This window comes from Streptomyces sp. NPDC085931 (genome assembly GCF_044540565.1).
Taxonomy (GTDB): domain Bacteria; phylum Actinomycetota; class Actinomycetes; order Streptomycetales; family Streptomycetaceae; genus Streptomyces.
Window position 1 is genome coordinate 546,095 of the sequence record NZ_JBITSK010000003.1, and the last position, 12,264, is coordinate 558,358.

Genomic DNA, 12,264 nt, shown 5'->3' on the forward strand with positions numbered 1-12,264 from the left:
GGGAACGCCGATCGGGGGCGGATTCGGATCGGGGGGAATGGAGGGCGGTTTCCGGGGTAATCGCGGGGGCGCGGTGAGATCGGAGCCCGGCAGCGAAGGGAGGCACATGGCAGACGGCAGTCGAGCCCGCGACGCGACCGGCGTCCCCCCGCACCGCGGTCATCCCCAGAGGTGACCAGCCCAGGCCGTAGCACTTGTTGGAGGTACCCGTGCCCCTCGCCCAGAACCCGCTGTCCGTGGAAGTCGAACTGCCCCGGGAGGACGTGGCCCTGATCACGGTCGACGGCTACCTGGACGTCGACACCGCGACCGAGTTCCAGGCCCATCTGGCCAACCAACTCCACCACGGCCGACGTCACTTCCTGCTCGACCTGTCGTCCGTCCCGTTCATGGACTCGTCGGGGATGAACATCATCCTGCGCGTGTACCAGGAGACCCGGGGCGACGCCGGCAGCGTGCATGTGATCAGCCCGACGCCCGCCGTGCGGCGCATCCTCGATCTCACCGGTGTGAGCATCACGGTGCCGATATCGGAGAGCGTGGAGGAGGCCCTGGCCCGCGTCGACGCGGGGCCGGTGATCCCCGAGGAGCCGGAAGGCGCCTGAGCCCCGGGCGGTGCCGGGCCCGGCGCCGGTGAGGACCGGCCGGGGCCCCGCTCCGCCCTGCCCGCACGGTGGTTCACCCCCCTCGCCCGCCCTCCCCCGGCGGCGCGCGACCACCGTCGCCGGAACCGGATCGCTTGCGCCGGATCCGGTGTCCTACGAGGTCGGCGCATGGTTAGAGTTGTCGCCCGGCAAGTGTCACATCGCCGTTCTCGTTGCCAGAAGCGGGCTCGGTCGACGCAACGCGGATGAGGAGAGAACCAGGTGCCGGAGCACGAAGCGGACGGACAGCTCGCCACGCCGACGCACGAGGTGCGGGACTTCCTGCACCGACGGCGTGAGCAGATCGCCCAGCGGTGGGCGGACGAGCCCCTGTTCCGCACCGTGTTCACCGTCTCGCGCGACGAGGCGGTGGAGGCGGGCAAGGCCGTCGTCGACGCGCTGGCCCGGGTGGCCGATGCGGACCAGGTGGAGGACCCGGACGCCGCGGGCTTCAGCGGGGTCCGCGAGCAGCTGGCCCGCATGGGCGCGGCCCGTTCCCGCGCCGGGCTGTCCAACACCCAGGTCTCCACCGAGCTGGCCGCCCTGCGGCCGCCCGTGGAGAACCTGCTGGCCGCCGACCTGGAGCAGGCTCCGCCCGAGCACCTGCGGGCGTGTTCGACCGCGCTGACGGTGCTGATGGGCACCCTGCGGCTGGTGGCGATGCAGACGGCGCTCAGCGAGTGGCAGGCCCTCAGCGACCGGCAGCGGATGCAGCTGCTGGAGGTGGCCACACCGGTCATCCGGCTGTGGGACGGCATCGTGGCCGTGCCGCTGATCGGCACGCTCGACAGCGCCCGCAGCCAGGTGGTGATGGAGACGCTGCTGAACGCCGTCGTCGACCAGCACGCCCGGTTCGCGATCCTCGACATCACCGGTGTGCCGACGGTCGACTCGCTGGTGGCGCAGCACCTGATGAAGACGGTGGCGGCGGCGCGGCTGATGGGCGCCGAGTGCATCGTCTCCGGTATCCGGCCGGCCATCGCCCAGACCATGGTCCACCTCGGGCTGGACCTCGACGTCCTCACCCGCGCGAGCCTGTCGGACGCGCTCGGGTACGCGCTGCACCAGCTCGGCGCGGACATCGTCAACCCGGGCACGGGTCACCGGTGAGCGACGCCTACCCCCGTCCCGTCCCGGGCCACGTGCCGGTGCTCCGGCTCGGCGACGTGCTGCTGGTCACGCTCCAGGGCGATCTGCACGACAGCACGGCGCAGCAGCTCCAGCAGGACCTCGCCGAGACCATCTCCCGCACCGGGGTCCGCGGAGTCCTCATCGACATCTCCGGCGTGGAGATCGTCGACTCCTTCCTGGGCCGGGTGCTGGCCGAGATCGCGGCGCAGGCCAAGCTGCTGGCCGCGCGGACGGTGGTGGCGGGCATGCGCCCGGCGGTCGCCATCACCCTGGTGGAGCTGGGCCTGACGCTGCCGGGTCTGAGCACGGCGCTCAGCACGGAGGCGGGCATGGAGCTGCTCTCGCAGCACTCGCCGGCGGCCCGGGCCGGCGGCCCGCGTCAGGAGAGTCCGTGATGCACACCGCCGCGGGCGTCGAGGCCTGCCTGCCCATCCGGTCCGACATGGACCTGGTGTGGGTGCGACAGCACGTTCGGCAGGCCGCTGCCCAGCTCGGCTTCGGTCTGGTGGAGCAGACCAAGCTGGTCACCGCCGCCAGCGAGCTGGCCCGCAACACCCTCGTGCACGGCGGGGGCGGGCGGATGGAGGCGACCCGGGTCGTCTCCGGAGCCGCGCAGGGGCTGCGGCTGTCCTTCGTCGACGAGGGTCCGGGCATCGCCGACCTCGACCTGGCGCTCAGCGACGGCTACACCTCCGGCGGCGGGCTGGGCATGGGCCTGAGCGGTGCCCGGCGGCTGGTGCACGACTTCGACATCGACACCACGCCGGGCTCCGGCACGACGGTGCGGGTGACGTGCTGGGTGGCCCAGCCGCCGCGGCCCCGCGAGGAGGCCTGATGCCGCGCGTGTGGGACATCCCGGTGCGCGACTGGACCCGCGTGCGCGACGCGCGGGTCGCCGCGGAGCAGGCGGCGGCGCTGGCCGGGCTGGACGAGCGCCGAACGGCGGCGGCCGCGCTGGTGGCGACCGAACTCGCCACGAACCTTCTCAAGCACGCGGAGGGCGGGCAGGTGCTCGTCGACATCGTGGACGCGCCGGTGCAGCGGGACGGCGGTGGGGAGTCCCGCGTCGTGCAGATCGCCGCGATCGACCACGGCCCGGGCATCCACGACGTGCCCTCGGCCGTGCGCGACGGTTTCTCCACGGCCCGCTCGCTCGGCGCGGGCCTCGGCACGTGCGTGCGCCTGGCGGACGACTTCGGCCTGCACAGCACGCCCGGCCGCGGCACGGTCGCGGTCGCACGCGTCGCCTCCACGCCCGGCGGAGGCGTGCCCGCCGCTTCGACGGCCTCCGCCCGGGCCGGCCGGACCTCACGGGACGGGGACCCGTGGACGGGACCCGGCGACCCGGCCACCTCCGACGGCTCCGCGCCGGACGGCGCCCCGCCTCCCGCCCCGGCCTCCCTGGCGGCCGTGGCATGCGGCGGCCCGACGGGGCACCCGGCTGCCGTCCTCCCGGCCGGGCCGGACGCCTCCGCCCCGCGGACGTCTCGTGCGCGCGATGCGGCGGACGGCTGCACCGCGGCGTCCGGGATCCGTACGACGCCGGACCGCTCCCCCGAGGCCGTCGCCACGCCCGGCGGTCCCCTCGGCGGCCAGGACCGGCGGGACACGCCCGGCGCAGGCACCGGCAGCGGTGCCGTGGGACGTCCGCGGGACCTTCCGGGTGCGGCGGAGGACGACCGCGTGGTGCGGGACGGGCCGGCACGCAAACGCCCCGGGCCGCTCCCCGGGGTGCGGGCCGGCGGTGTGAACATCCCCTACGGCGGAGCCGAGTACTCGGGTGACGCCTGGACCTGCGTACGGGCCGGGGAGCGGGTCACCCTGATGCTGGCGGACGGGCTCGGACACGGCCCGGAGGCCGCGCGGGCCTCGTCCGCCGCGGTCACGGCCCTGCACCGGTGGGCCCATCTCTCCCCCGCCGAGGCGCTGCGGCGCCTCCACGACGCGCTGCGGGGCACCCGCGGCGCGGCCGTCGCCGTCGCCCAGCTCGACCTGCGGGCCGGGCGGCTGACCTTCGCCGGCATAGGGAACGTGGGGGCGCGGCTGCGCGCCGACGGCACCTGGCGGCCCCTGCTGTCGCGGCCCGGCATCGTCGGCGTCCACCGGCCCACCACCCTCCGCGAGGAGGAGGCCGGCTGGGCGGCCGACCGGCTGCTCATCCTGCACACCGACGGCCTGCCCAGCCGCTGGGCGCCGCCGTCCGACGAGGCCGGCGCGCCCGCGGCCGACCCGGCCGTGACGGCCGCCGTGACGATACGCGACGCGAGCAGTCCCGCCCGGCCGGTGCGGGACGACACCGCCGTGGCCGTGCTGACTCCCACCCCGCCGGAACGCCCATGATGCGCACTTGGCAGATCACCACCGTCACCGACGCGGCGCGCGCCCGGATCGCCCTCGCGCGCCTGGCCGCCGCCCACGGTGTGCCCACCCTCGAACGGACCCGGCTCGCCGCCGACCTCAGCGCCCACTTGAGGCAGTGCCTCACCAAGGGCGGCACCTGGCAGCTCACCCTGCGCCTGGCCGGCTCGCCCGGCGAGGAGGGGCTGCTGCACGCCGTGGTGGCCCCGTCACCGGAGGCCTGTGCCGCCGGGGAGCCGCCGTGGGAGGTCACGGTCCCCTGCCCCGAGGCGGCCGGCGCGGCGGAGGCCGGCACGGTCGCCGAGGACCCCGCGGCGCTCGCCGAGGCGCTGCTCGGCGCCGACGAGGACACCGCCGTGGTCCTGGACAAGCTCACCGAGCAGGAGGACCTGGTCGCCTTCCACCGGGAGGAGCTGCACCAGACCAACCAGGGCGTGCTGGCCCTGCACGCCGAGCTGGACGCGGCCGGCCGGGCCCAGCGCGAGGCCTTCGCCGCCGAGCGCAGCGCCCGCAACGAGGCGGAGAGCGCCCGCCGCAGGCTGACGTTCCTCGCGGACGCGAGCGCCGTGCTGACGGCCTCGCTGAACCACGAGGAGATCGTGCGCCGGCTGCCGGAGCTGCTGGTGCCCGAGTACGCGAGCAGCGTCGACGTCTGGCTGTTCGACGAGGACGACAAGCACCGGTCCACGCCGCATCCGGCCGCCGCCGTGCTGGCCGCGCGGACCGGCCGGCCCCAGTACGCGGCCGACCACCCGGGCAACCTGCCCGGCGTCGACGACCAGCCGGCGTCGGCGCTGGACCCCGCCACGCCGCTGCTGTGCGTGCCGCTGCCGACGCGGCGGGCTCCGCTGGGCGTGCTGACGCTGTCGCCGCCCGGCGCGCGCTGGAACCCGGACGACGCGGTGATGCTGATCGAGCTCACCCGGCGGGCCAGCATCGCCATCGACAACGCCCGCCGCTTCGAGCACAACCGCGACATCGCCGAGACGCTGCAGCGGGCCCTGCTCACGGACCTTCCGGCCACGCCCGGGCTCAGCCTGGCCGCCCGGTACCTGCCGGCCACGCACGGGCTGAACATCGGCGGCGACTGGTACGACGCGTTCCCGCAGCGCGACGGCGGGCTCATCACCGTCATCGGCGACGTGACCGGGCACGGTCTGCACGCGGCGGTCATGATGAGCCAGTTGCGCACCGCGCTGCGGGCGTACGCGGTCGACGGCGACAGCCCGGGCCGGCTGCTGACCCGGTTGCACCGGTTCCTGCACCACCTCCAGCCCGACCTGTACGCCACGGCCGTCATCGCCCGGTTCCACCCCGACGAGCCCACGCTGACCTGGGCCGCCGCGGGCCATCCGCCGCCGGTGCTGCGCCTGGCCGACGGCACGGTGCGCACCCTGGACGCCAAGCCCGGTGCGATGCTCGGCATCCCCCTCACCCAGGAGATCGACGACCACACGGTGCAGCTGTCGCCGGGCTCCACGCTCGCGCTGTACACGGACGGGCTGGTGGAGCGGCGCGCGCAGGGCATAGACCCGGGGATCGAGCGGCTGGCCGCGGCGCTGGGCCGCTTCGACTCGGCGGAGCTGGACGCCGATCTGGAGGGCTCGGCGGACCGGATCCTGCACCCGCTGCTGAGCGACTCCGAGCGCGACGACGACGTGTGCCTGCTGCTGTGTCACGTCCGGAGCGACGCCGCGTCCTGAACGGCCGGCCGCCGGGGCGGTGCGCACGCGTTCTTCACTCCCGCCCGGTGCTTTTCGGCCACCGGGCGGGCATGGTGGTGATCGGCGCGTTCGTCTGCCTGCCACGTCCGGCTGGCGCACCGGCCGGACACGCGGTGGGATCGAAAGGGTGCGAACGGGCGATCCAGGGGCAGGCGAAAGGCGTTCGAGGCAGACCGCCTGGAGCCGCAGAAAGGGATGAACACCGTGACACGACCCAGGATCCTGGTGGTTGGCGCAGGCTTCGCCGGCGTGGAGTGCGTCCGCCGTCTGGAACGGAAACTCTCCCCGGACGAGGCCGACGTCACCCTGGTGACGCCGTTCGCCTACCAGCTGTATCTTCCGCTGCTCCCCCAGGTCGCCTCCGGCGTGCTGACGCCGCAGTCGATCGCCGTCTCCCTGCGCCGCAGCAAGAAGTACCGCACGCGGATCATCCCGGGCGGCGCCATCGGCGTCGACCTGAAGGCGAAGGTCTGCGTCATCCGCACCATCACCGACGAGATCGTCGACGAGCCGTACGACTACATCGTGCTGGCACCCGGCAGCATCACCCGCACCTTCGACATCCCGGGCCTGACGGACCACGCGTTCGGGATGAAGACGCTCGCCGAGGCCGCGTACATCCGGGACCACGTCATCTCCCAGCTGGACCTGGCCGACGCGAGCCAGGACCCCCAGGAGCGGGCCTCACGGCTGCAGTTCGTGGTGGTCGGCGGCGGCTACGCGGGCACCGAGACCGCGGCCTGCCTGCAGCGTCTGACGCACGCCGCCGTCAAGCGCTACCCGCGGCTGGACCCGGGCCTGATCAAGTGGCACCTGATCGACATCGCGCCGAAGCTCATGCCGGAGCTGGGCGAGAAGCTCGGCCGCAGCGCGCAGGAGATCCTGCAGCGGCGCGGCATCGAGATCTCCCTGGGCACCTCCATCGCGAAGGCCGGTCCCGAGGAGGTCACCTTCACCGACGGGCGGGTGATCCCGACCCGCACGCTCATCTGGACCGCCGGTGTCGTCGCGAGCCCGCTGATCGCCACGCTCGGCGCCGAGACGGTCAAGGGCCGTCTCGCGGTGGCCCCCGAGATGAACCTGCCGGGCAGCGACGGGGTGTTCGCGCTCGGCGACTCGGCCGCCGTGCCCGACCTGGCCAAGGGCGACGGGGCCATGTGCCCGCCCACCGCGCAGCACGCGCTGCGCCAGGGCAGGCATGTCGCCGACAACGTCATCGCGTCGCTGCGGGGGCAGTCGATGACGCCGTACGTGCACAAGGACCTGGGGCTGGTCGTCGACCTCGGCGGTACGGACGCGGTGTCCAAGCCGCTGGGCGTGGAGCTGCGCGGCCTGCCCGCGCAGGCCGTCGCGCGCGGCTACCACTGGTCGGCGCTGCGCACCAACGTCGCCAAGACGCGGGTGATGACGAACTGGCTGCTCAACGCGGTCGCCGGTGACGACTTCGTGCGGACCGGGTTCCAGGCGCGCAAGCCGGCGCGGCTGAAGGACTTCGAGTACACCGACGCCTATCTGACGCCGGACCAGGTGCGGGCGCACGTGGAGGGCACCGGACGGCAGGAGTAGCGCCCCGGCCCGGGCGGGGCCCGGCGCGCCCGGCATGACATGCTGAGGTGCGGATCTTGGTGGGTGAGTCGGGAGAGAGTGCGGCGGCGTGAGGGCAGCGGGACACTCGGTGCGGACACGGCTGCGGGACCGGATCGCGGCGTCCGACCCGGGGCTGCTGCGGCTGACGGCAGGGCTGCGGACGGTCGGTGCGATCGCCCTCACCCTGGCCGTGCTCTCCCTGCTCGGCACGGGCGTCCCCCACCTGGTGGCGGGGGCCATGGCGGCCATGGTCGCCACCTTCGCCATCCGGGAGAAGCAACCGGGCGCCCAGGCCGTGACGCTGGCCCTGGGACTGCCGGTGGCGCTGGCCTCCGTCAGCCTGAGCGCGGTGCTCGGCGAGCGCCGCGTCGTCGGTGACGCGTTCTTCGTCGTGCTGATCTTCTGCGCGGTCTACGGCCGCCGGTTCGGCGAGCGGGGCACCGCGCTCGGGCTGATCGCCTTCCAGGTCTACTTCCTGTCCCTGTTCGTCGGTGCCACCGTCTCCGCGCTGCCCGCGCTGTACGGCGCGATCGCCCTGGCCTTCGGCTCCAGTGCCGTGCTGCGCTTCGCGGTGGTGCCGGCGACGCCCGCGGGCATCCTGGTGCGGCTGCGGCTGGCCTTCCGGGCCCGGCTGGCCCAGCTGGTCTCCGCGCAGCTCGATCTCCTCGACGCGGGCGAGGACGACATGGACAAGGCGCTGGAGGCCGTGCGCGAGGGCACGGCGCGGCTGCACGAGACCGCGATGATGATCCAGGGGCGGCTGGAGGAGGGGACCCGGGACGAGTCGGCGGCGCGGCTGGTGCAGCGCCGCATCGCGGACGCCGAGATCGCCGCCGAGCGGCTCGGCCTGCTGCTGCTGTCGGCCCGCAGCGCCGAACGGGCGGACACGCTCACCCTGCACCTGCCGGGTGCGCCCGCCCCGTCGGTGGCGGTGCCGGCCGTGCCCGACGAGTCCACCGCGACGCTGCGGCGCGATCTGCGGGCGCTGCACACGCTGGTGCTGCGGGCCGGCGAGGGTGACTCGGGCACCGCGCTGGCGCATGTGCGCAACCGTCTCCTCGGCTACCGGGACGAGGAGAACCTGCCGCCCGCCTCCGCCGCCGTCCAGGACGTCTTCCGGGGCATCGGTGAGGCCGCCCGCGCGGTGCTGGGGCTGCGGATCGCCCTGGACGGCCCGCAGGACGAGTCGGACGACTCCCCCGCCACGTCCCGCTCCCGCGAGGAGCTGGACGCCGAGGAGGCCGCGCTCGACGGGAGCGCCGAGGAACCGGCGCCGGACGAGCGGACCGGCCTGCGGCGCCCCACCACGCGCGCGGCCGTGCAGGTCGCGGTCGGTTCCTCCCTGGCCATCGCGGGCGGGGAGCTGCTGTCCACGCAGCGCTGGTACTGGGCGGTGCTGACGTGCTGGATCGTCTTCATCAACACCTCCTCGACGGGCGAGATCCTGGTCAAGGGCTACCGGCGGCTGCTGGGCACGGTCTTCGGCGTGGTGGCCGGCATCGTGCTGGCGGGGCTGGTCGGGCAGCACACGGTGACGGCGTTCGCGCTCGTCCTGGTGCTGATCTTCGCGATGTTCTACGTGGCGCCGCTGTCGTACACGCTGATGTCGTTCTTCGTCACGGCGATGCTGGGGCTGCTCTACACGCTGCTGCACACCTACAGCCTGGACGTGCTGGTGCTGCGGATCGAGGAGACGGCGATCGGCGCCGTCTGCGGGGTCGTCGCGGCGGCGCTGGTGCTGCCCGTGCGGACGGACCGGCGGACGAACGAGCTGCTCGAAACCGTGCTGGAGCGGCTGGCCGGCGTCGCCGAGGCCGCGGTGGGCCAGCTCAGCGGCGGGCCCGCCGACGACCTGCTGGACAAGGCGCGCGACCTGGACCAGGCGCTGGCCGATCTGCGGGCCGCCACCCAGCCGCTGACGCATCCGGTCACGCCGCTGCGGGCCCGGCGGGACACGGCCCGGTACGTGGTGGCGCTGCTGGAGACGTGCGCGTACCACGCGCGGACGCTGGCGGCCACGGCCGAGCTGCTGCCCACGCATCCGTCGATCGCGGCCGATCCGCGGCTGCGCGGGGCGGCCGCGCGCACCGTGGGCAACATCCAGGCCATCGCGGCCCGGGTCGCCGACGAGCACGCCGAGGCGCGGGTGGAGACCGGCCCCAGCATCGCCTCCCTGCTGGGTTCCGACGGCACACCGCGCTACGGCCGCGTCACCGATCGCGTGCTGCGGCACCTGGAGCGGCTGGACGAGGCCGTGGTCGGTCTCGCCCGGCCGCTGGGCGTGCCGGTGGCGACGCCCCGGGGCTGACGCGGCGTCCGCGGCCGGCGGGGCGGCCGGTCAGAAGTCGGTGGGCAGTCCGCTCACCTCGGCGATGCCCCGCAGTTCCTCGGTCTGCCGGTGCCGTTCCTTGATGTAGTCGGCTATCTCGCCGAGCCGGACGGGGTCGGACGCGGTGGTCGCGTCGGTGACGATCCGGACCGGGCCGGTCTCGTCGACATCGAGTTCGATCACCTCGTTGTCCAGGCGGCCCGTGACGGCCGTGGCGATGACGAGGGCGACCTCGTCACGGACCTCCTGCGGCAGGTGTGCGTTGGCATCGGAGTCGAGCGCGAAGTCGAGGCTGGACAGGCGTTCCTCGTCGATGGCCTCGAGGACCGGTTCCACCACGCGCATCAGGAGGCGGTAGTCCTCCGTCTCCATCCGGATGCGCAGGAGGTCCAGGTACATGTCCACGGGCCGGCCGTCGCCATGCGGAATCTCGGGATCGCTCATCCGTCCCGTGTTCCCCGTCAGCGGCGGCTCAGACGCGCCGCCACCGGGCCATGGCGAAGGAGAACACTCCGAACAGGACGAGTCCGGCCGCCACGCAGGCCAGCAGCCAGGGGCCGAGCGGGGTCTCGGCGAAGCTGCGCAGGGTGTCGTCCAGGCCCTTGGCACGGTCGGGTTCGTAGTCGATCGCGGCGCGCACGGCGAAGACACCGGCGACGGCGAAGACCAGTCCGCGGGCCGCGCCTCCGGCCATGCCGGTGACGTCGACCAGCCGCCGGGTGCGCGGGCTCATCTCCCCGAGCCGGAGCTTGTTGTGGTACTTGCGCAGGACCGCCCGTACGGCGATCCAGCCGCCGGCCCCGACGATCGCGAGCCCGGCGGCGCCGACCAGCCACTGCCCGGCGGGGATCTCCAGGACCCGGGCGGTGGCGTCGCGGGACTGCTGGTCGCTGGAGCCGCCGCTCTGGTGGCGGCTGGCCGCGAACGACAGCACCGAGTAGGCGACGAAGACGTAGAAGGCGCAGCGGGCCGCCGCCATGAGGCGCTTGCGCGGGCTGCGGCCGTCCTTGCCGACCGAGCCGAAGACCACCTCGGACAGCCGCCACAGGGCCATGCCGACGAGCCCGACGCCCAGGGCCCACAGCAGCACCGCGCCGAAGGGCTGGTGCGCCAGTTCCTGCAGTGCTCCCCCGCGGTCGGCCTGCCGGCCGGTGCCGCCGAAGGCGATCTGCAGGGCCAGGGCCCCGACGAGCAGATAGATCACGCCCCGGGCGGTGAAGCCGGCCCGGGCCGCCCCCTCGGTCACCGAGCCCCGCGCCGCCCGCCGGGCCCGGAAACGACCGCTCCGTGCCATCGCACTCGTGTTCATGTCGACCTCCCGGACTGCGGATTCCCCGGGTCGGCGGTCGCACACCCGGAGCACCCCTGGACCAGGGGATTCCGGTTGTGCGCACGTGCCCTGCGGCCCGTGTCTCGTGCCCCGGCGGCCGGCGGCGCGGGGGCCCCTCGTGCTCCGCGCTCAGGAGCGGCGCAGCCGAGCGCCCCGGCGGGCCCGGCCGAGGGCGTGCAGATGCTCCAGGGCGTCCAGGACCACCGTCCGGTCGTGCCAGGCCAGCCAGCGGCCCGCCTGGGCGCCCATGGCGTCGAGGGCCTTGGTCTGGGCCGTCGTCAGGCCGCGCAGGGGCCGGTCCATGTGGGCCGAGACCATGCCGACGCACAGCCCGGACGGGGTCGTCAGCGGGACGCTGTGGCAGGCCCTGCTGCCCGCCGCGAGGATGGCGCGCCGGGCCGGGCCGGTGAACACCGGGTCGCTCTCCACGTCCCGCACGGTGATCTGGGCGACGTCCCGGGCGGCCCGTGCGCAGGAGGTGCCGTCCTCCCCGACGTGGGCGAAGAAGTCGACGAAGTCCGGCGTGAGCCCGGTGTGCTCCTCGATGCGCAGCCCGCCGCGGGCCCGGTCGGGCAGCTGCACGTTGCCCATGCCGGTGTCCGTCACCGTGAGCGTGTGGTTCAGGACGGCCCGCAGCACGGCGCTGCGGCTGGGGGCCCCGGACGCGGGGACGGTGGTGAAGGTCAGGTCGGGCGGGGGCAGGCGGACGCGGCGCGGGAACCACAGCGGCTCGCCGTCGCCGGGGCGCGGTGCGGTGACCAGGACGTCGGCCAGCGTGCGCAGTTTGACGTTGTAGCGCTGGGAGGCCTGTTGCATCAGCGCGAAGGCGCTCTCCCCGTCGGCGAGCGCGTACCGCTCCTGCAGCATGCCCTGGGCCTGGGATATCAGGGGGCGCACGCGCGCCCGGGCGCGCAGGTGGCGCACTTCGGCGCGCAGCCGCTCCAGTTCGTCGTCATCGTCGTCGCCTGCGGCCGCCGGCCGCCCCGCCGTGGACATGGGGCTCCCTTGTGTCTTCCGTGCGTGTGGGGGGACGCGAGGGTCCGGGGCGGGGGGGGCCCCCCCCCCCCCGCCCCCCCCGGGCGCGCCCCCCCCCACCCCGCCCCCGGGGGGCGCGGGGCGGTGCGGGTGGGGGGGCCCCCCCCCGCCCCCGGGGGCGCGGGG

The 12,264-nt window shown here is 74.7% G+C and carries 10 protein-coding genes and 2 pseudogenes; 9 read left to right on the top strand and 3 right to left on the bottom strand.

The window, feature by feature from the left end; all coding sequences use genetic code 11:
• The first annotated feature begins 209 nt into the window (after nucleotides 1–209).
• The 9 genes and pseudogenes from ACIGAN_RS08410 to ACIGAN_RS08450 all read left to right on the top strand — a co-directional run bounded on the left by ACIGAN_RS08410 (nucleotide 210) and on the right by ACIGAN_RS08450 (nucleotide 9,752).
• The gene (locus tag ACIGAN_RS08410; RefSeq protein WP_365094258.1) at nucleotides 210–605 is read left to right on the top strand and encodes an STAS domain-containing protein; all 396 of its coding nucleotides are present in this window, start codon (nucleotides 210–212) and stop codon (nucleotides 603–605) included.
• A 261-nt stretch (nucleotides 606–866) separates the two neighbouring features.
• A complete protein-coding gene (locus ACIGAN_RS08415; protein WP_365741719.1) occupies nucleotides 867–1,754 on the top strand; it encodes an STAS domain-containing protein in 888 nt (295 codons plus the stop codon).
• Nucleotides 1,751–2,170 (top strand): STAS domain-containing protein, encoded by a 420-nt coding sequence (locus ACIGAN_RS08420; protein ID WP_399856096.1) that lies wholly within the window; start codon nucleotides 1,751–1,753, stop codon nucleotides 2,168–2,170. Before ACIGAN_RS08415 ends, ACIGAN_RS08420 begins: the two co-directional genes overlap by 4 nt.
• Complete coding sequence (locus ACIGAN_RS08425; RefSeq protein ID WP_365094292.1) at nucleotides 2,170–2,610, top strand: anti-sigma regulatory factor; 441 nt, start codon at nucleotides 2,170–2,172, stop codon at nucleotides 2,608–2,610. The genes ACIGAN_RS08420 and ACIGAN_RS08425 overlap by 1 nt, the downstream gene beginning before the upstream one ends.
• Nucleotides 2,610–2,948: pseudogene (locus tag ACIGAN_RS08430) on the top strand (ATP-binding protein); the annotation flags it as partial. The gene ACIGAN_RS08425 and the pseudogene ACIGAN_RS08430, both read left to right, overlap by 1 nt.
• 441 nt (nucleotides 2,949–3,389) lie before the next feature.
• A pseudogene (locus ACIGAN_RS08435) lies at nucleotides 3,390–4,115 on the top strand (PP2C family protein-serine/threonine phosphatase); the annotation flags it as partial.
• Nucleotides 4,112–5,836, top strand: a complete 1,725-nt coding sequence (locus ACIGAN_RS08440) for a PP2C family protein-serine/threonine phosphatase (protein WP_399856100.1) — start codon at nucleotides 4,112–4,114, stop codon at nucleotides 5,834–5,836. The pseudogene ACIGAN_RS08435 and the gene ACIGAN_RS08440, both read left to right, overlap by 4 nt.
• Before the next feature lie 216 nt (nucleotides 5,837–6,052).
• A complete protein-coding gene (locus tag ACIGAN_RS08445; RefSeq protein ID WP_365741724.1) occupies nucleotides 6,053–7,423 on the top strand; it encodes an NAD(P)/FAD-dependent oxidoreductase in 1,371 nt (456 codons plus the stop codon).
• Between the two features lie 88 nt (nucleotides 7,424–7,511).
• Nucleotides 7,512–9,752 carry an FUSC family protein gene (locus ACIGAN_RS08450; RefSeq protein WP_399856103.1) on the top strand — a complete coding sequence of 747 codons (2,241 nt, stop codon included), beginning with the start codon at nucleotides 7,512–7,514 and terminating at the stop codon, nucleotides 9,750–9,752.
• A 30-nt stretch (nucleotides 9,753–9,782) separates the two neighbouring features.
• On the opposite strand, the gene ACIGAN_RS08455 is transcribed toward ACIGAN_RS08450, so the two are convergent.
• From ACIGAN_RS08455 to ACIGAN_RS08465, 3 genes are all read right to left on the bottom strand, one after another.
• Nucleotides 9,783–10,217, bottom strand: a complete 435-nt coding sequence (locus tag ACIGAN_RS08455) for a hypothetical protein (protein WP_365094241.1) — start codon at nucleotides 10,215–10,217, stop codon at nucleotides 9,783–9,785.
• A 28-nt stretch (nucleotides 10,218–10,245) separates the two neighbouring features.
• A complete protein-coding gene (locus tag ACIGAN_RS08460; protein WP_399856106.1) occupies nucleotides 10,246–11,082 on the bottom strand; it encodes a DUF1206 domain-containing protein in 837 nt (278 codons plus the stop codon).
• Nucleotides 11,083–11,232: 150 nt separating this feature from the next.
• On the bottom strand, nucleotides 11,233–12,099 hold the full coding sequence (locus tag ACIGAN_RS08465) for an ANTAR domain-containing protein (protein WP_399856109.1): 867 nt from the start codon (nucleotides 12,097–12,099) through the stop codon (nucleotides 11,233–11,235).
• Nucleotides 12,100–12,264 lie beyond the last annotated feature (165 nt).

What these genes read in the sequence shown, in the direction of transcription:
- ACIGAN_RS08425 (WP_365094292.1), top strand. Translation starts at nt 2,170, where the DNA reads ATGCACACCGCCGCGGGCGTCGAGGCCTGCCTGCCCATCCGGTCCGAC.
- ACIGAN_RS08440 (WP_399856100.1), top strand. Translation starts at nt 4,112, where the DNA reads ATGATGCGCACTTGGCAGATCACCACCGTCACCGACGCGGCGCGCGCC.
- ACIGAN_RS08445 (WP_365741724.1), top strand. Translation starts at nt 6,053, where the DNA reads ATGAACACCGTGACACGACCCAGGATCCTGGTGGTTGGCGCAGGCTTC.
- ACIGAN_RS08455 (WP_365094241.1), bottom strand. Translation starts at nt 10,217, where the DNA reads ATGAGCGATCCCGAGATTCCGCATGGCGACGGCCGGCCCGTGGACATG.
- ACIGAN_RS08460 (WP_399856106.1), bottom strand. Translation starts at nt 11,082, where the DNA reads ATGAACACGAGTGCGATGGCACGGAGCGGTCGTTTCCGGGCCCGGCGG.
- ACIGAN_RS08465 (WP_399856109.1), bottom strand. Translation starts at nt 12,099, where the DNA reads ATGTCCACGGCGGGGCGGCCGGCGGCCGCAGGCGACGACGATGACGAC.